Raw genomic sequence first — 18,195 nt, 5'->3', positions numbered from 1 at the left:
TAGATAACGGAGTTTCTGACCTAAAGGCCAGGCCCACCGACCGTATCCAACGTTGGAAAGGAGTCTTATCGTGGCTAAAAAAACCGTGCCCGCTTCTACCGCCCCTTCACATGCCTCTATCCCAGCGCAGGTTTCCTCGGCAAAGCCAAAGGCGGAGTTGCCTTACCCGATCATAGAATTCGCTGCCAATAACAGTGTGCTGTATCCCATGGACGTGCTGGAGGGCACCCGCGCGACGTTGACTCTGCCGGCGGGGGCCACCCATGTCCTGTTCTATATGGCTATCGAAGGCCAGGAGGAGCCAACATTCGAGCCGGTGTCTGTCGAGGATGGGGTGGATGTCGTCGAGATCCCCGCCCAGTTAATCAGTTACTGCATCGGGCACACGGTCTTGATGCGGTACACAGCCACCGTTGGCGGGCAGCTCCGTGAGTCCTTGACGCTGGAGCTGCAGGTTCAGCACATCCTTGAGGATGACCTGCTTGATTCAAGGCCCGTGTTCAAGAATTCGACCAACGAGTGGAACACGTGGTGGCTGAGGATGCACAATTTCAGCGGCGATGAAATTGTCGAGATCAAAGCCTGGCCAATGATCTATCCGGGGCAGCGATTGTTTGTCACCGTTGCCGGTAATCAGCACATCGCGCCCTATCGTTTCATCTGGGTGGCCTTGGGGCATGTGGTGCAACCCGGTGAGGCACACGCGGATCACATCTTCAGGTTTCGCCTGTCGCGCGGATGGTTGTCCAGGCTTGGGGACTACTCGGCAATCACCGCCCACTTGGGCGTTATCTGGGACACAACCGTACCTGTGTTTCCGGAACCGGGCGACCCCATGCTTGAGAACCCGCTACCCGTCAACGCGCAAGACTTTCACCTACGCACTACGTCGTTGCTGGAGGTCGACCCGACCCAGGAACTTTCTGCCCCGCACTTACGCGAATCGGTGGAGTTACCACCGGGTCACTGGCAGGTCAACCCGGCCAATACCGTCAACGGTGGGCACGCCATCGTCGCCTATGACGGCATGGCTCAAGACGATCATGTCTGCGCTTATGCATCTGGGCCGAATGGCGTGCGAGTGCCCCTCGGTTGCCAGGACGTCGTGGCGGGCCAAGCAAGTCTGTCGTTTGATGTCGCTCCCGACCTCTTCGCGGCGCTGTTCAACCAAACCCTGACGCTGGACTACAGCCTTCAGTTCAACCACTACGCACCCCAGCGTTCGCCGGAGCGGGTAGTCAAGGTGTTAGGTCCTCAACTCACCACACCGGACATTGAAGAGGTAACGTCCGGGGTGCTGGATCTCAACACATTCCACGGCGATGCAACCGCTTTGGTGCCGATCTGGGATTATGCGAAGGAGGGGGCTTGTTGCTGGATGTGGATCACCGGGGTGCTTGAGGATGGCAGTGCCCATGGGTTCGATGTTCTGGTCAGTGAACCCCTGACGACCGCTTGGCTGGCCGATGGTGTGGCTACCGCGATCGCACGGGACAAGTTGCGCGAACTGGCCGACTGCAGCGTCATGGTCTTGCATTTTGCCGCCAGCTTCGATGGTTTGTGTGAGCGTGAAACGGCGTTGGAATTTCCAAGCAGGCGGTTCCACTTGGTTCAAGAAAACGTGGAGCTCACTGCGCCGGCCGTACTTGAAGCGGTCGGCTCGCAGCTGACGATCTGGAATGGTCGATTCGGCGTGACAGTCCGAGTCGCATATGAGCGGATAAATCCCAATGACACCATCACTGGCTATTGGGTCAAACCAAACGGCGCCCGTCTACCACTGGGGCCTGAGCCAGGTAATAGCGAATCAGGTTATGTTGATTTTTCCATTCCCCGCGAAGCCGTGATTCGAGGCGCGGGGCAAACGATCCAGGTCAGTTACACCGTTGCAAGTGCTTGCAAGGTGCGTGAATCCAAGGTGCTGAAGTTAACGATCAGCCAGCCTGTGCGCTTGCCGACACCTGTCGTACCGCAGGCAACACCACCGGCTACCCAGGGCGGGCTTCTGGATTTGGCGAGCTTTGCCGGAGATGCCTCGATCACTGTGGAAAAATGGTGGTTCGCGTTAGTGGGGCAGCGGGTCTGGCTGAAATGTACGGGGGTAAAAAAGGACGACAGCGCTTATACCTTCTATGTTTCCAACGGCTCGATCCTCACGCAGGATGATGTGAATGAAGGGCTGGTCCGAAAGTTGGACCGAGCGCACCTTGAACTTTTGAAACATGACTCTCCTCTTGTCGTCACTTGTACTGCGACGACAGATGAAAGCCAGCACGAGCGAGATGGGATTGTTTTTCCAGTGCTGAACTTGGTTGTGCGCAGAATTCTGATCTGTGAAATAGAGCGATTTGAAGACTTGGCGCGGGGGACGTACAGCGCAGGGGGCCGCATCCAGACGCCGTTGATGACGATAACCTTTGAATCTGGGGCGGGTTTGGCGGGTATTGTCCGATATGGCAATAATCAGTTCTATTCGGGCAATCATTTTGTCATGTGTCAAAACGTCGGGTATCAAGTCCCACCGCAATTGCACCGCATTGAATTTAGTCGAGCATTGGAGTCGGTCCGGTTCAGTTGGTCCTGGAAGCAACGCCCGGCACACGTCACGTTCTACGACGAAGATGGTCAGGTGATTACCTCGGCCAATTATCCTGACGACTGGCAAGGCGGGTTCTGGGTGGAACACACTACGACGCCTGGTACTGCGATCAAGTCAATGCTCATTCATGTGGAAGATTACTCGTTTATTGACAACTTCAGCATGTGCTACAGGACTTGATTGGATGCTCGTGTGCGGGCTGCGTGCGTACGCTGTGTCAAAAAATGTAGTGCTTATTCCATGTTGAGGCAGTTCGTGACGGTTCATCTGCGGTGAGGCGAGTTGATGAACCGTTCGTCTGAGACCTCGGCGTCAAGCTCTAAACCTGTCAATTTTGACAGTTGTCGACGTTATGGATGAAGCGCTCACTAGGGGGGAGCTTTAATCCCGAAAGGTTCGGGACGTACCCCTTAGAACGGAGCTTTTGTCATGACTAAAGAAAATAAGGCACCTGCATCCTCCTCAATCGTCGCTCCTGCAAAACCCACCAAAGCGTCCAAGCCCAAAGCCGTGGAAGTCGATGCCCCATCAATTTCCAGTGAAGTGGATGGCACCGTTGTACCCTCCGACATGCCCGGTACCTATCTGACGGTAGACGCACGCATGGACAGTTCGCCGATCACCGTCATGTTCAGTGCCAAGGAGGCGCCTGAGCTGAAGCTCGAAAACATCGTGGATTCCAGCGGCAATTCAGGCGCCCGCATGATTAAGATCCCGTTGGATTACCTGACGAAGACCATGGGCTTCACGCTGCTGGTCTCATATAAGGGCAAATCACAAGGTCAGGTAGCCGCTTCGCTGGTCAAGGAGGTGGGAATATCGTTTTACCCTGCCAGTGAAAGTGAAGACCTTGCCCCGCGTTTGCTTCACGAAGAAAACGTTAATAACACACCGACCTATGACATGAAGGACCACACCGGCAACGAGACGGTGCTGGTGCCGGTGCATCCTCTGGCCAAAGCCGGAGACAAGGTTTATTGCACCGCGGTAACCGAACAGGACGCCATCCCCCATGTGTTTTACACGGTGATTTACGACCATGTGCTCACGGCCGAGGAGGCGGTTGCGGGCTATGTCTTGCGTCCGCAGATTGCTCGCGGATGGCTGGCGCGCCGCAAGCGCTGGCGGACGATCACCCTGCAGTCGGCGTGGATCACCAGCGGTTTGCCGGCCGAACCGCCAGCGGATGTCCCCCCTCACCTTGAAACACGGCTGCCGAGAAACGCGCTCGAAGTTCAACGTCGTCGCACGGCGGCTTTGATCGTGGACCCCGGACTGGAGCTGGAGCCTCCACACCTGCGCCAGTCGGTGGCGTTCGAGGACCAATGGTGGCTCAACCCGAGACTCACTGAGGCGGGCGGGGACGTAGACACCCCTCAGTTGGATACCTATGCCGGCGACCGCGTGTGTTTTTCTCTCAGCGGGTCCGGTTATGAGCCCGAGCCGCTGGGCTGCGTGACCATCGCGAATGATGGAGCTCCGGCGTCCGTCAAACTGTCGTCCTGTGCAATCGCGTGCTTCTTCGACACCTCGATGAAGTTGAGCTACACGGTGCAGTTTCCCAATGGGGATGAGCCGCAGCAATCGCCCTCCCGGCTCGTGAATGTTTCGGTGCCTGAGTTTCTCCACCCGGGAATTGAAGAGGCCACGAACGATGATTTGGACCTGAGTACCTTTACAGGCGCCGCCACCGCGACAGTGCCCGTCTGGGCCTATGCCGAGTGCTCGAACGCTTGCTGGATGTGGATCACTGGAGAACACGAAGGCGGTGATGCTTACCGGTTCGATATTTTGAAGGCGGCACCGGTTACGGACGATTGGAAGGCCGAGGGTGTCGAAGCCACTATTCCAAGACGGCAGCTGCAATTGCTGGCCGATTGCAGTCGTTTCGAGCTGCACTTTGCGGTGAGTTTTTGTGATGTCAGCGACATTGCACAGGCCTATGAGTTTCCGGTTCAGACTTACAAGATCGAGCAGGAACCGCTGGCGCTGGTTGCCCCCGCAGTGTCCGAAGCGGTGGGTTCCAACCTGATTGGCTGGAATGGGCGTAATGGCGTGCATGTCGAAGTGAATTACGTCGGTATCGGGCCCCAACACAGCATCAGTGTCTGCTGGAAAAAGCCAAATGGCACGTGCTGGGTACTGCCTTCCAAACCAGGAAGCACGGGTGAAGCTGTCAGCTTTGCCTTGCCGGCGGAAGCGGTGATCGAAAGCATGGGCAAAACAGTGCCGATCACCTACACCGTCACCACGGCATGCAAGGTACAGACGTCAACGCTGTTGAACTTGACGATCAGCTTGCCGACACGCCTGGAAACGCCGAACGTGCTGGAAGCTACGCCACCCAGGACTCAAAACGCCATTTTGGATCTGCGTACGTTTGCGGGAAATGCCAACTCGCTGGAAGACCCGATGTGGTTCTTGCGGGCGGGGCAGAAGTGTTGGCTGAAAGCGGAGGGCACGAAAAAAGACGGAGCGCCTTACTCGTTTATGGTGTACGGGGCCAAGACGCTCACTGCTGACGAGGCGAAAGCGGGTGTAGCGAACCCCTTATTGCGCAGCGAATTGGAAAAGGCAAAGGATCGTTCCCCAATGACGTTCACGTTCAGCGTGACACCGGATGGCAGCGCGAATGATAGCAATGCAGTGGTATGCCCGACGCGAGTGTTGGTCATGCGACTGCCGTTCGATGACCTGACAACCTTCGATAACGGCAACTGGAACCATTGGGTCAAGGGACCTGCAGCGGCAGATCCAAGGGATTTGGTGATCAAGCAGGAGGGAGACAACTGGTTCTTGTACAACTGGACGTATACAAACAATTCCCAGGGCGTTTTCCTGAAGCGAGATTATTCTGGCCTGGAGCTTGGCGCTGATTATGAGTTCAGTATTTCAATTCGGCGTGTCAACGATGCTCCAGCCGTACCGCAGGTGTCACTGTTGGTGGATGGCAGAACCCTGGTGGGCCCGGTGCTTATTCCAAGTCAGAGCTGGCAAACCCTTAAAGGTACGTTTTCCGCCACTGCCACGACCATGATGTTAGCTCTCTACAATCATGTGGCTACAGGGATAGGTAATGATTACGCGGTTGATAACATCCGCGTAAGGGAGCTGTAACCGGCTGTTCCATTACGCCCGCAATGCCCGCTTATTGCGGGCATTTCTCTATATTGGCAGGCGTTACTTCGGCCCAAGTATCTTCACCAACTTATCCGGCGACGGCGCACCTTGCTGTTGCTGCAACCCGCCTTTGTCATCCAGATAGAAAATCGCCGGCGTCGCCGACAACTCCAGTTCATCCATCAACTTCATATTGGCATCGAGCTTGGCTTCGATATCCGCCGGGATCTTGGCCAACGCCTGCAACTTGCTGCCTTTGCCGGCGGCTTCGTGTTCTTCCAGGGCTTTTTGCGGGTCTTTGGCGGCCAGCAGCGCAGCGGATTTGCCGGGGCTGTCTTCGCGGATGATGCCGACCATGATGTGGCGCAGTTGCACCTTGCCGGCCTTGACCCAAGGTCGCGCCTGTTCCCAGAACATGTTGCAGTAAGGGCAGTTGGGGTCGCTGAACAGGTAGACGATGCGCGGTGCCTTAACGTCGCCGTCCTGGATCCAGCTGCTGTGTTCCATCTTGGCCCAGACTTCCTTGGCCATCGGCGCATACACCAGTTTTTCCAGGGGCGCATTGCTCAGGTCGTTGCCCTGGGCGTCGTAGAGGCTGCCGGCGATCACGTGTTTGCCATCGGCGGTGAGATACAGCGCCATGCCACGGTTCTGGTATTGCGCGGCGTAGCCGGTGAGGCCGCTGGGGGCGTCGAATTTGCCGATGATCTTGGCGCCCTTGGCTTCGATCTGTTTGATCGGCGCCGGCCAGTCTTCGGCTTGGGCCAGGGAGGCCGCCAGCGTCAGCGGCAGCAGGGTCAGCAGGTGGCGGAGGCGGGGCATGTCGGTTTCCTTGTGGCGGTGGGGACGGTGTCGAACGGTTCCATGGCACGGGCCAGGCTGGCCTGGGACAACTCGCCCAGATGGCTGTTGATCAAGCGTCCGTCAGGTGTATAGAACAGCGTGGTCGGCAGGGCCATGGAGCCCACGGCCTGGCCGAGGCGGCCACTGGCGTCGAACAAGACGTTGTCCAGGGTCAGGCCCTGGGTGGCGAGGAAGGTGCTGACGCTTTGCATGCTTTCGGCCTGGTTGACGAACAGGAAGGTCACGTCGGGGCGCATACGTTGGGCGCTTTCCAGCACCGGCATTTCACGTCGGCACGGCGGGCACCAGGTGGCCCACAGATTGATCACCAGCGGCCCGCCCTGGTAGTCGACCAGTTGCACCACGTCACCATTGGCAGTGCGCAAGGTGATGTCCGGCAGGCGCGTGCCTTTTTCATACACGCTCAATGAGAGGCTGGTCATGCCCCAGAACAGCAGGCCGGTGATGACGCCGGCGCTCAGCGGCTTGCGCAGCGCCGGGCGGCGCCAGCCGTAGAGCAGGGCGCCGAGGATCAGTGCGACCACGCCCGGCCAAGCCAGGAAACCGCCGTCGCGCAGGTCGACCATTTGCACTGGGTCGTTGCGGTAGTAGCTCCAGTACATCAGCACAAAACTGATGCGGGCGGTGAGCATGCCTAGTAGAAACAGGCTGAACAGCACCGACTCCGGGTTTTCACCGCCACGCTTGGCCACGCGCCAACCCACCAGGGTGGCGAGAATCAGCGCGCCGATCAGCAGGATGTGATTCAGGGCGATGGCGAAGGTGCCGATGGTCAGGGTCAGCATCAGAGGGCGTCCCGGGCTTGGGTCCAGCGTTGCAGGAAGGTCATCGCGTCGACTTCACCGGTAATGCGATGGGCGCGGCGTTCCTGGCCGTCCGGGCCGATCCACACGAAACTTGGCGGCCCCGGCACCTGGTAGCGGCCCAGCAGTTCGCGGCTGGCGGGGTTGTCGGCGGTGACGTCCAGGCGCAACAGGCGCACATCTTTGAGGGCGGCGAGGACTTCGGGGCGGCCGAACACCTGTTTCTCCATGATCTTGCACGACACGCACCAGTCGGCGTAGTAATCCACCAGCACCCATTGGCCCTGGGCCTTGGCGCTGTCGAGTTGGCTTTGCAGCGCGGCTGGGTCGTTGAGGGTCAGGAAGGCGTCGTGGGCCGTCGGCGCGGCGGCGGTACCCGAGCCGTTGTACACCTTCAACGGCTGCCACGGTTCGTCGCTGCCACCGGCGGCGCCCACCAGCATCAGCGCGCCCCACAGGCCCAGCACCACGGAACCGGCGCCGAACAGCATGGCCACCCGCCCGAAATCCTGGGCCAGGCGCCAACCGCAATAGGCCATGACCATCGCCAGCGCGCCCCATAGGCCGAGCCACAGGCTTTCATCCACCACCGGGCGAATCATCAGCACGGCAGTGCCCAGGAACAGGAAGCCGAATACCCCCTTGAGCACGTTCATCCATGTGCCCGGCTTGGGCAGGAAGCGATTGCCCACGGTCACCAACAGCAACAGCGGGACGCCGATACCGATGCCCATGGCGAACAGGATCAACCCACCGTGCAGCGCATTGCCGCTCTGGGCGATGTACAACAGCGCGCCGGCCAGGGGCGCGGTCATGCACGGCCCCACCAGCAGGCCGGACAATGCGCCAAGCACGCCCGCGCCGACCAGGCTACCGCCGCTCTGGTTGCGGCTGACGTTATCCAAACGATCCCGCAGGGCCACTGGCAGTTGCAGCTCGAAGAAGCCGAACATCGGCAGGGCCAGGATCACGAACAATGCCGCGAAACTGCCGAGGATCCAGGGGGTTTGCAGCAGCGCCGCGAGGTTGGCGCCGAGCAGGGCGGCCAGCACGCCCAGCGCGGCATACACCAGCGCCATGCACACCACATAGCTGCCGGCCAGGGCAAAGCCGCGACGCGGGCTGGCGCCGCTGCCGACCACCAGGCCCGCGAGAATCGGCAGCATCGGCAACGAGCAGGGCGCGAACGCCAGCAGCAGGCCCAGGCCAAAGAACACCAGCAGGCTCCAACCCAGGCTGCGTTGTTGCAGGCCGCTGGCCAGGCTTTGATCCTGCGCCTGCGCAGTGGCGGCTACCGCCGGGTTGCCGCCCAGGTCCACGGTGATCGATTGCGGCGGGTAGCACAGGCCGGCGTCGGCGCAGCCCTGCCAGCCCAGCTTGACCTGGCCGGTGGTGCCCGCCGGCAGTTTGACTTCCAGGCCCTGGCGATACACCTGCTGCTCGCCGAAGAATTCATCGCTATGGGCTTCGCCCTGGGGCAGCACGGGCTTTTCGGCAAGGCCGTCGAACTTCATGCGTTGCTGGTACAGGTAGTAGCCGTCGGCAATCTGCCAATACAACTGGGTCTCGCCACTTTCAAGGCGCTCGGAAGTAAAGGTGAAGGCCTTGCCCACCGGGAGGAACTCGGGTTTGGTGTCGAAGGGGTTACCCGGCGCGGCCTGGGCGAACCCGGCGAACATCACCAGTAGAAAGGTCAACAGAAGCCGCATGGTCAAGCCTTAGTTCGATACAAGTGAGGCACACAATGTGTGGCGTTGATTAACCGATGATTAACCGGGCGCTATTCTAAAGTGTAGGGAATATCTGAGGGTGCATCTTTTCACGGCATAATCCGCGCTTAATCGGTTGGTTCTTTAATCTCCCCCATCTTTGACGAAGGGTTCTCCATGCACGTATTGGTCTGCGAAGACGACGAACTGATCGCCAGCGGCATCGTGGCCGGCCTCACCGCCCAAGGCTTTACGGTCGAGCGCGTGGCCACGGCCGCGGCCGCGCGCGCGATGCTCAAGGCCGCGACCTTCGACATCATGGTGCTCGACCTCGGCCTGCCCGACGAAGACGGCCTTAAGCTATTGCAGCAACAGCGCAGCCAGGGCCTGGAGATTCCGGTGCTGATCCTCACCGCGCGGGATTCGGTGACCAACCGCGTCGACGGCCTGCAGGCCGGGGCTGACGACTACCTGCTCAAGCCCTTCGACCTGCGCGAATTGGCCGCGCGTCTGCAAACCCTGCTGCGGCGGGTGGCCGGGCGCAGCGTCAACCTGATCGAACACGGCCGCCTGACCTACGACCCCAGCAGCCGCGAAACCTTTCTGGGCGGTCAGCCGGTGGACCTGTCGCGCCGGGAACAGGCGTTGCTGCAAGCGTTGCTGCACAACAAGGGGCGTGTGCTGTCCAGCGAGCAGCTCAAGGACAGCGTCTACGGCTTCAATGACGAACTGGAAAGCAACGCCCTCAACGTGCATATCCACCACCTGCGGCGCAAATTGGGCAACGGCATCGTCGAGACCGTGCGCGGCCTGGGCTACCGCCTGGGGCCGGCGGACGGGGGAGAGGACGCGTCGTGAAAAGCCTGCGCCTGCGCCTGACCTTCAAGTTGGGCGCTGCGTTCGTATTGATCTGGGCCCTGGCGGCGGCCTGGATGCTCAATGACCTGCGCAACCAGATGATGTTTTCCCTCGACCAGCGCCTGGTGGCGTCGGCGCGCATGGTGGCCGGGTTGACCGAGCAGATGCCGGGCCTGGCCAGCGTCAGCGGCGGTGCGCATTTCAGTGCCGAACAACTCAATGTGCCGGGCGGCATGGCCTGCCAGGTCAGTTCCTTGCGCGGGGAAATTCTCGCGCGCAGCCACACCACCCCGGATGAAGGGCTGGAGTCGCGCAAAAGTGGCTTTCGCGATCAGGTTATCGACGGTGTGGGTTGGCGCAGCTTTACCTTGTCCCGTGGCGACCTGCTGATCACCACCGCTGACCGTCAGGTGGAGCGCGAAGCGTTGAACCTGTCGATCCTGCTGGCGGCGTCGGTGCCGGTGGGCGTGGCGATGCTGGGCTGCCTGTGCCTGCTGTGGCTGGGCATCGGTCAGAGCCTGCTGCCGCTCAACCGCATGCGCGATGCGCTGATGCGGCGCAGCGCCGACTCCCTCGAACCGCTGCAGATCCACCCGCTCCCCAGCGAACTCAAGCCGCTGCTCGACACCCAGAACCAACTGTTGCAGCGCATCGCCAAGACCATCGAGCGCGAACGCCGCCTCACCGGCGATGCGGCCCATGAACTGCGCAGCCCGCTGACGGCGATCAAGACCCACCTGCAAGTGGCGCGCATGACCGACGGCGCCGCGCGCGACCAGTCCCTGGCCCATGCCGAGGAGGGCGCCGACCGCCTGCACCGCACCCTGGAACAATTGCTGTTGCTGGCGCGGGTGGAAGGTAGCCTCTCGTTTGACGATGGTTTGCAGTCCAGCGCCGAAGAAGTCGCACGCTTGGCAATCCAGGACGCCAGCGCCGGCGACAACGGGCGCATCGACCTGATCCTCTCGGACAACCTCTGCGGCGCCCCGGTGGACATGCCGGTGGGCCTGGCCGTGGCCGCGCTGCGCAACTTGCTGGACAACGCGCTGCGCCACACCCCAGCCCACACCCGCGTGGAACTGAGCCTGTTCAACGACGCCGACAAGGTAGTGTTCCGCGTGCGTGACCATGGCGAGCAGATCTCCAGCGAAGACCTGCAATACCTCACCCAGCGTTTCTGGCGCAACGGCAGCAGCGAAGGCTGCGGCCTGGGCCTGGCGATTGTGCAGGCGATCGTGCAGCGCTGTGGTTGCTCACTGAACTTCGACAGCCAGCCCGATGGCCTGCGGGTCGAGCTGGGCATGCCGCTGCGACGCTGATCCCTTTTCTTTCCGGTGCCAAATAGTTACCGCCCCCTTGAAGTGGAAGGCTTCAGGATGGCGGTAATTTTTTTGCGCTTGAACGGGCCGAAAGACTCGGCCTGAATTGAAAAGGATGCTTCTTATGTTGGTCATCGACACCAGTTTTTCCGCCACGGGCTGCAACGAACGTAACGGCGCGCCCGTGCGGCAGGTGATCCTGCATTACACCGCGGCGCCGTTTGCCGCGTCTCTGCGCACCCTGACCCAGGCTGCCGTGAGTGCCCACTACCTGTTGCCCGACCCCGACGACCCCGGCTACCGCGCCGCCGGGTACGAGGAACTGCGCGTGTTCCGCCTGGTGGACGAACGTCAGTGCGCCTGGCACGCCGGGGCCAGCCAATGGGGTGGGCGCGACAACCTCAATGCACGGTCGATTGGCATCGAGATCGTCAACCTGGCGCGGGATGAGGCGGGTGTGTTTGTTTTTCCTGGGTTTGCCGAAGCACAGATCGAGGCGCTGACTGCGCTGCTGCATGATGTGCTGGGGCGTTATCCGCAGATCGAACCCACGGACATCCTCGGGCATAGCGACGTGGCGTACTGGCGCAAAAGCGATCCGGGGCCGCGACTGCCGTGGCAGCGCTTGTCGGAGGCGGGCCTGGGCGCTTGGTTCGACGAGTCGACCCGGGCCATGTATCAACGCCGCTTCTGCGTCGGCTTACCTCCGGAGGTGGAAGTGGAGCGTGCGTTCCAGCGCTACGGCTACAAGCCGGCGCAGAACCGCCAGGCGTTCGAATCGCGGACACGGGCGTTTCAGATGCACTTTCGGCCACGGGACTACCGAGGCGTGCTGGATGCCGAGACCTGCGCGATTCTGTATGCCTTGAATGAAAAATACCGCGGGCTCTGAAGCACGGCGCAGGGCAAGCCTGGTCACCACAAGAACCTTATTTTCTCAGGTTGTGTTTTCACCGCAGATCTATAGATACCTATGGCCATCGGGGGCAAGCCCCCTCCCACAGTTTTGACCGATTTCACTTTAACCGAGCCATTGCTCCATTTCGAAAACAAAGGTCATCCCAATGTGGGAGGGGGCTTGCCCCCGATGGCACTGGATCAGCCAATAGAGTTGCCGATTGATCTCCCGCTATCAGGTGCAATCATCACTGCCGCCTAAATCCTCTTCTCGCTGGTGCGTTTCCAGAACAGGAAATCCGTGCGCATGCCCTTGGGCCAGACGCCAACGGATCGGCAGTTTGGTCACCATCATCCGCGTATTGAGGGATCGAGAGATGTCAGTCGCTATCAGCCGTATTGAAGATACCCAAGTGCATGAAACGCTTTATCAGTTCGACGAAACCCCGCTGCTGGCCCGCCAGCGTCAGCAAGAGTCCAATGCGCGCAGTTATCCGCGGCGTATCCCCCTGGCGCTGAAGCGGGCCAAGGGCATTTACGTGGAGGACGTGGAGGGCCGACGCTTTATCGATTGCCTGGCCGGCGCCGGTACGTTGGCGCTGGGGCATAACCACTCCGTGGTGATCGACGCCATCCAGCAGGTGCTGAGCGATGAATTGCCGCTGCACACCCTCGACCTGACCACGCCGGTCAAGGATCAGTTTGTGCAGGACTTGTTCGGCCTGCTGCCGGCTGAGCTGGCGCAGCAAGCCAAGATCCAGTTCTGCGGCCCCACCGGCACCGATGCGGTGGAAGCCGCGCTGAAACTGGTGCGCACCGCCACTGGGCGCAGTACGGTGTTGTCGTTCCAGGGCGGTTACCACGGCATGAGCCAAGGCGCGTTGAGCCTGATGGGCAGCCTGGGGCCGAAGAAACCGCTGGGTGCCCTGCTCGGCAATGGTGTGCAATTCCTGCCGTTCCCCTATGACTACCGTTGCCCGTTCGGCCTGGGCGGCGCGGAGGGCGTGCGGGTCAACCTGCATTACCTGGAAAACCTGCTCAACGACCCCGAAGCCGGCGTGCTGCTGCCGGCGGCGGTGATTGTGGAAGTGGTGCAAGGCGAGGGCGGCGTGATTCCGGCCGACCTCGATTGGCTACGCGGCCTGCGGCGTATCACCGAACAGGCGGGCGTGGCATTGATCGTCGATGAGATCCAGAGCGGCTTCGGTCGCACCGGCAAGATGTTTGCGTTTGAACACGCCGGCATCATCCCGGACGTGGTGGTGCTGTCCAAGGCTATCGGCGGCAGCCTGCCGTTGGCGGTGGTGGTGTACCGCGACTGGCTCGACACCTGGCTGCCGGGCGCCCATGCCGGCACGTTTCGTGGCAACCAGATGGCAATGGCGGCGGGCTCGGCGGTAATGCGCTACCTCAAGGCCCACGATTTGCCGGGTCACGCAGCGGCGATGGGCGAGCGCCTGGGTGAACACCTGCGCCTGTTGCAGCGCGACTACCCACACCTGGGGGATATCCGTGGGCGTGGGTTGATGCTCGGTGTTGAGCTGGTAGACCCCCACGGCGCGCTCGACAGCCAGGGCCACCCCCCGGTGCATCGCCAGTTGGCGCCGTTGGTGCAGCGCGAATGCCTCAAGCGCGGCTTGATCCTGGAGCTGGGCGGTCGCCACGCCAGCGTGGTGCGCTTCTTGCCGCCGCTGGTGATCACCGCCGGCGAAATCGACCAAGTGGCCGATATTTTCGGCCGCGCCCTGGCGGCAGCCGTCGCCAGTCTCTAATTTTTTGCGCGCCCGCTACGTTTCTACAGATATCGATGCTGCGCGTGGTGCGCAGCCCAGCCTTTGAACGATGGAGAACAGCAATGACCTCAGTATTTGACCGCGACGACATCCTGTTTCAGGTAGTGGTCAACCATGAAGAACAGTATTCCATCTGGCCCGATTACAAGGCTGTGCCGGACGGCTGGCGTACCGTGGGCAAGAGCGGTTTCAAGAAAGAATGCCTAGCCTACATCGAAGAAGTCTGGACCGACATGCGCCCGTTGAGCCTGCGCCAGAAGATGGATGGCGCGGCACTGGCCGGTTGATCTCTCTCGCCTCCCGATCCCGCCATGGGATCGGGAGTTAGACGCTCTTGTCTTTTTCCTGCCCTGACGCCGCCGTCACCACCTGCACGCTCAAGCGCGGCGTGGCCAGGTCCAAGCCGGCTTCATCCAGTTGACGCTTGAGCGACAGGTTGAACGCCCGCGACACTTCCCACTGTTTGATCGGCGCGGTCTTGAATCGGGCGCGCAGGATTGCGCTGCCGGACTCAAAGCTCTCCACCCCCTGAATCTCCAGCGGCGACCAGATATTGCGACGCTGCATCGGGTCGTTGCGGATTTTCTGGCCCACGTCGCGGATCAGCTTGATCGCGTCGTCGATGTCCATGTTGTAAGGGATCGCCACGCGGAAGATCGCGTAGCCGAACTCTCGCGAGTAGTTCTTGATGCTCTTGATTTCGCTGAACGGAATGGTGTGCACGATGCCGTCGATGTCGCGCAGGCGCACGGTGCGGATGGTCAGGCCCTCGACCGTGCCCAGGTGGCCGCCGACGTCCACGTAGTCGTCGATGGCCAGGGAGTCCTCGATGATGATGAACAGGCCGGTGATCAGGTCCGCCACCAGCGATTGCGCACCGAAGCCGATGGCCAGGCCGATCACACCGGCACCGGCCAGCAGCGGCGTGACGTTCATACCCATATTCGCCAGGGCGACGATGGCGGCGATGATGAAAATGGTCACGAACAGCACGTTGCGGATCAACGGCATCATGGTCTGCGCGCGGGCGTTGGCCAGGCCTTTGCGCGAGCGGGTCAAGGCGTGGTGGATCGCGGTGTCGCTGAGGATCCAGATCAGCCAGGCAAACAGCAGCGTGCCGCCCAGGCCGAACAGCTTGACGCTGATTTCATGGCCGTCGCCTTCGGTAAAGCGAATCAACGACAGGCCCCAGACCCGCAGACCCAGTTCGATAAACGCCAGCCATACCAGCAAGTGGGCGAGGGTGTAGAAAAAACTCTTCAGGCGCTCGGAATACAGCGCATGGCGCTTGTGCCCGCGCTGGGGCTTGAGCGAATGGCGGCGTACCAGGCCGTTGATCACCATGCACAACACCAGCAGCACCGTGCACAGCAGCGACTGGCGCAGGGCGGTGCTAGTGTCGCCGGCCGACAGAAACGTGGCGAACAGCGAGATGCCCACCAGCAACAGCGCCGGCAAGTACCAGAACGTGCCGATGATCGACAGCGTGTCGCTGAGGGTGCGCCGTGTGAGGCGGCGCGACAGTGGCTGGTTGCGGATCAGATGCGCGATCGGCCGACGAAAACGCAGGATAAACACCCCAGTGGACAACGCCGCCATCACATTGGCCACGGTCGCGGCGGTGTGTGCCAAGTGCTGCCCTAGGGATTGCATTAGACGCGGGTCGCTCAGGGCTTCGCCGAAGGCGGCGAAACTGCCGATCAGCCACAACGGACGAAAGGCCTGATGGCGCAGGATGTACAGCGCACGATGGCGATGCGGGCCGTCGAGCAGGGAGAACGCAATCACACAGATTGCGGAAAAACAGGTGCCCACCACCAGCGCATAGGCCAGCACCATCGCCAGGGATTTGCCCAGGGACGAGGGCAGGGCGTAGCTCAGGTACACGGTGATCACCAGCGCGATCAGCCACGGCCCGAGTTTGCGCAGGGCAAAGCGCAGCATGTCCCAGGTGCGTGGGTGCTGCGGCAATTCTTCGGGCAGGCCGAAGCGCTCGCGCACGCGGTGGCTGAGCCAGATCAGCGCGGCGGCGAGCAGGCTCCACACCGCCAGAATCAAGGCAAAGCCGAAAATGATCGGTAGCCATTCGCTGGCCGGCAGCATCAGGGCTTCAAGTTCGTCCTTGGCCTGATCGACTTCATCGGACCAACGCCCCAGTGGGCTGTCGCTGCCGGAAAATTGCTGTTCCAGGCCTGACAAGGTGCTGCCGATCAAGCCGAGTACGCCTTGCTCGGCGGCCGGCTGAGCCTTTTGCGTGGCGGCGCGCAGTTTTTTCAGGTCACTGAGCAGTTGGGTGCGCTGCTGGTCGTTCTCCAGGGTTTTGATCACCTCGTCCAACGACTGCCCCAGCGGTACTTCGGCCTGGGGTTGGGCTTTATTGCCGCCGTTGAGCAGCCCCGGCAGGCCCGCTGCGTAGGCAGGCGCGGTCGGCAGCAGGATAAGCAGGGCAAGCAGCAGGGAGCAGGGCAGGGCAAACAGACGGGAAAGCACGAGGCGGTCAACCTTGGAGACGACGAATTGACCGAGTGTACGAGGGCGCTATGCCAGATGCGAGTGCAATTCTTATTCAGCCAGTTTGGCGAGGATTTTGTACACCACGGTGCCCAGGATCAGCAGCATGCCGACCCACATGCCGAACACACCCAGGGGCTTGTCGCGAAAGTTGAAACCCACTGCCAGCATGATCATGCCGATCAGGATAGGGATAAGCATGGCGTGGAACGAGGACATGGAAATCATGGAACGACGGCCTTGTCTGACGGGGAATATCGACCAGTCTAGGCCGGATTGCAGAAAGTGCAGATGATGCAGATCAGCTTTAGGCAAAACCCAATGAGGGAGGGGGTGCCCCCCTCCCTCATTGATCAGGGCAGGTCGTGGCTGGCGTAGAACGCGCCCAGCACCTTCACCAAATGCGCCAAGTCATGGCTGCCGCACAGTTCGCGGATCGAGTGCATGGCAAATGTCGGCAAACCAATGTCCACGGTGCGCACACCCAAGTGGCTGGCGGTAATCGGGCCGATGGTGGAGCCGCAGCCCATGTCGCTGCGCACCACGAAACTCTGCACCGGTACTTCCTGGGCCATGCACAGATGGCGGAAGAACCCGGCGGTTTCGCTGTTGGTGGCGTAGCGCTGGTTGCTGTTGACCTTGATCACCGGGCCGGCATTGAGCTTGGGGCCGTGGTTGGCGTCGTGCTTGTCGGCGTAATTCGGATGCACGCCGTGGGCGTTGTCCGCAGACACCAGCAGGGATTTCTGGATGGTCCGTACGAATTCATCACCTTCAGGCAACAGGCGACGCAGGGTCTGTTCCAGCATCGGGCCGTCGGCGCCGCAGGCCGAGCAGGAACCGACTTCTTCATGGTCGTTGCATACCAGCACGCAGGTTTCGTCGCTGTCGCTGGTGAGCAAGGCTTGCAGGCCGGCGTAGCACGACAGCAGGTTGTCCAGGCGCGCACCGGCGATAAAGTCGCCGTTGAGGCCGATCACCGCAGCGCTTTGGGTGTCGTAGAAGCTCAACTCGTAGTCGAGCACCACGTCGGCATTGAGCCCATGCTCGCGGGCCAGTTGGTCGGTGAGCACGGCGCGGAAATCCACGCGCTCGTCACCGGCAAACTGCGCCAGGATCGGCGGCAGTTCGGTCTGGGCATTGATCGCCCAGCCCTGGTTGGCTTCGCGATTGAGGTGGATGGCCAGGTTGGGGATGATCGCGATCGGCAGCTTGAAGTCGATCAATTGGCTTTCAACCTTGCCGTCGCGGCGGAAAGTCACGCGGCCGGCCAGGGAAAGGTCGCGGTCGAACCACGGCGCCAGCAACGCACCGCCGTAGACTTCCACGCCCAACTGCCAGAAGCCCTGGCGCTGCAACTCCGGCTGCGGCTTGACCCGCAGGCACGGGCTGTCGGTATGGGCGCCGACCAGGCGAATACCGCCCTGCAGCGGCGACTGGCGGCCGAGCTTGAAGGCGATGATCGAGGAGTCGTTACGGGTAACGTAATAGCGCCCGTTGGCTTCGGTGGCCCAGGTTTCGCGCTCGTCGAGACGCTGGTAACCGGCCGCTTCCAGGCGCTGGGCCAGGGCGGCGGTGGCATGAAAAGGAGTAGGGGAGGCCTTGAGAAAGTCGATCAGGCCTTGATTCAACGCTTCGCGCATAAATAGCTCCAGACAGCAATGCGCGGAGTTTACCGTTCGATGGCGGCAAGTGCACATAACAAATGTGGGAGACGGCTTG

The 18,195-nt window shown here is 61.1% G+C and carries 13 protein-coding genes; 7 read left to right on the top strand and 6 right to left on the bottom strand.

What is annotated here, in order from left to right; genetic code table 11:
* Positions 1-70: 70 nt before the first annotated feature.
* Positions 71-2,779: a hypothetical protein gene (locus FIV35_RS07495; protein ID WP_231980907.1), complete on the top strand. Its 2,709-nt coding sequence runs from the start codon at positions 71-73 to the stop codon at positions 2,777-2,779.
* A 249-nt stretch (positions 2,780-3,028) separates the two neighbouring features.
* Entirely contained in the window at positions 3,029-5,716 is a 2,688-nt protein-coding gene (locus tag FIV35_RS07490; protein WP_052198989.1) for a hypothetical protein, read from the top strand.
* A gap of 63 nt (positions 5,717-5,779) precedes the next feature.
* On the opposite strand, the gene dsbG is transcribed toward FIV35_RS07490, so the two are convergent.
* Genes dsbG through dsbD form a run of 3 tightly spaced genes read right to left on the bottom strand, consistent with a single transcriptional unit; the run spans position 5,780 to position 9,095 of the window.
* On the bottom strand, positions 5,780-6,541 hold the full coding sequence (dsbG, locus tag FIV35_RS07485) for a thiol:disulfide interchange protein DsbG (RefSeq protein ID WP_034138809.1): 762 nt from the start codon (positions 6,539-6,541) through the stop codon (positions 5,780-5,782).
* Positions 6,517-7,368: a TlpA disulfide reductase family protein gene (locus FIV35_RS07480; RefSeq protein ID WP_034138808.1), complete on the bottom strand. Its 852-nt coding sequence runs from the start codon at positions 7,366-7,368 to the stop codon at positions 6,517-6,519. Before FIV35_RS07480 ends, dsbG begins: the two co-directional genes overlap by 25 nt.
* Positions 7,368-9,095 (bottom strand): protein-disulfide reductase DsbD, encoded by a 1,728-nt coding sequence (gene dsbD / locus FIV35_RS07475; RefSeq protein WP_034138807.1) that lies wholly within the window; start codon positions 9,093-9,095, stop codon positions 7,368-7,370. The genes FIV35_RS07480 and dsbD overlap by 1 nt, the downstream gene beginning before the upstream one ends.
* A 177-nt stretch (positions 9,096-9,272) precedes the next feature.
* Here dsbD and FIV35_RS07470 point away from each other — a divergent pair, with 177 nt between their 5' ends.
* From FIV35_RS07470 to FIV35_RS07450, 5 genes are all read left to right on the top strand, one after another.
* Complete coding sequence (locus FIV35_RS07470; RefSeq protein ID WP_034138806.1) at positions 9,273-9,953, top strand: response regulator; 681 nt, start codon at positions 9,273-9,275, stop codon at positions 9,951-9,953.
* Positions 9,950-11,272, top strand: coding sequence for an ATP-binding protein (locus tag FIV35_RS07465; protein WP_034114698.1), 1,323 nt, complete (start codon positions 9,950-9,952; stop codon positions 11,270-11,272). Before FIV35_RS07470 ends, FIV35_RS07465 begins: the two co-directional genes overlap by 4 nt.
* Positions 11,273-11,396: 124 nt before the next feature.
* Positions 11,397-12,164, top strand: coding sequence for an N-acetylmuramoyl-L-alanine amidase (locus tag FIV35_RS07460; RefSeq protein ID WP_034138805.1), 768 nt, complete (start codon positions 11,397-11,399; stop codon positions 12,162-12,164).
* Positions 12,165-12,546: 382 nt separating this feature from the next.
* Positions 12,547-13,941, top strand: coding sequence for an aspartate aminotransferase family protein (locus tag FIV35_RS07455; protein ID WP_034138804.1), 1,395 nt, complete (start codon positions 12,547-12,549; stop codon positions 13,939-13,941).
* A gap of 83 nt (positions 13,942-14,024) precedes the next feature.
* The gene (locus tag FIV35_RS07450) at positions 14,025-14,249 is read left to right on the top strand and encodes an MbtH family protein (RefSeq protein ID WP_034099405.1); all 225 of its coding nucleotides are present in this window, start codon (positions 14,025-14,027) and stop codon (positions 14,247-14,249) included.
* A 37-nt stretch (positions 14,250-14,286) separates the two neighbouring features.
* Here FIV35_RS07450 and FIV35_RS07445 read toward each other — a convergent pair whose 3' ends face one another.
* From FIV35_RS07445 to FIV35_RS07440, 3 genes are all read right to left on the bottom strand, one after another.
* Positions 14,287-16,452, bottom strand: a complete 2,166-nt coding sequence (locus tag FIV35_RS07445) for a mechanosensitive ion channel family protein (RefSeq protein WP_034099403.1) — start codon at positions 16,450-16,452, stop codon at positions 14,287-14,289.
* Positions 16,453-16,524: 72 nt separating this feature from the next.
* Positions 16,525-16,701: a hypothetical protein gene (locus FIV35_RS29565; RefSeq protein ID WP_016970148.1), complete on the bottom strand. Its 177-nt coding sequence runs from the start codon at positions 16,699-16,701 to the stop codon at positions 16,525-16,527.
* Between the two features lie 125 nt (positions 16,702-16,826).
* Positions 16,827-18,116: a M18 family aminopeptidase gene (locus FIV35_RS07440; protein WP_034114690.1), complete on the bottom strand. Its 1,290-nt coding sequence runs from the start codon at positions 18,114-18,116 to the stop codon at positions 16,827-16,829.
* Positions 18,117-18,195: the final 79 nt, after the last annotated feature.

This window comes from Pseudomonas rhodesiae, from assembly GCF_007858255.1.
Classification (GTDB): Bacteria; Pseudomonadota; Gammaproteobacteria; order Pseudomonadales; family Pseudomonadaceae; genus Aquipseudomonas; species Aquipseudomonas rhodesiae.
This window is presented reverse-complemented; position numbering and strand designations above follow the sequence as displayed.

Excerpts from the sequence above, each read along its gene's own strand:
- FIV35_RS07490 (WP_052198989.1), top strand. The coding sequence starts at position 3,029 with ATGACTAAAGAAAATAAGGCACCTGCATCCTCCTCAATCGTCGCTCCT.
- dsbG (WP_034138809.1), bottom strand. The coding sequence starts at position 6,541 with ATGCCCCGCCTCCGCCACCTGCTGACCCTGCTGCCGCTGACGCTGGCG.
- FIV35_RS07480 (WP_034138808.1), bottom strand. The coding sequence starts at position 7,368 with ATGCTGACCCTGACCATCGGCACCTTCGCCATCGCCCTGAATCACATC.
- dsbD (WP_034138807.1), bottom strand. The coding sequence starts at position 9,095 with ATGCGGCTTCTGTTGACCTTTCTACTGGTGATGTTCGCCGGGTTCGCC.
- FIV35_RS07470 (WP_034138806.1), top strand. The coding sequence starts at position 9,273 with ATGCACGTATTGGTCTGCGAAGACGACGAACTGATCGCCAGCGGCATC.
- FIV35_RS07460 (WP_034138805.1), top strand. The coding sequence starts at position 11,397 with ATGTTGGTCATCGACACCAGTTTTTCCGCCACGGGCTGCAACGAACGT.
- FIV35_RS07455 (WP_034138804.1), top strand. The coding sequence starts at position 12,547 with ATGTCAGTCGCTATCAGCCGTATTGAAGATACCCAAGTGCATGAAACG.
- FIV35_RS07450 (WP_034099405.1), top strand. The coding sequence starts at position 14,025 with ATGACCTCAGTATTTGACCGCGACGACATCCTGTTTCAGGTAGTGGTC.
- FIV35_RS29565 (WP_016970148.1), bottom strand. The coding sequence starts at position 16,701 with ATGATTTCCATGTCCTCGTTCCACGCCATGCTTATCCCTATCCTGATC.
- FIV35_RS07440 (WP_034114690.1), bottom strand. The coding sequence starts at position 18,116 with ATGCGCGAAGCGTTGAATCAAGGCCTGATCGACTTTCTCAAGGCCTCC.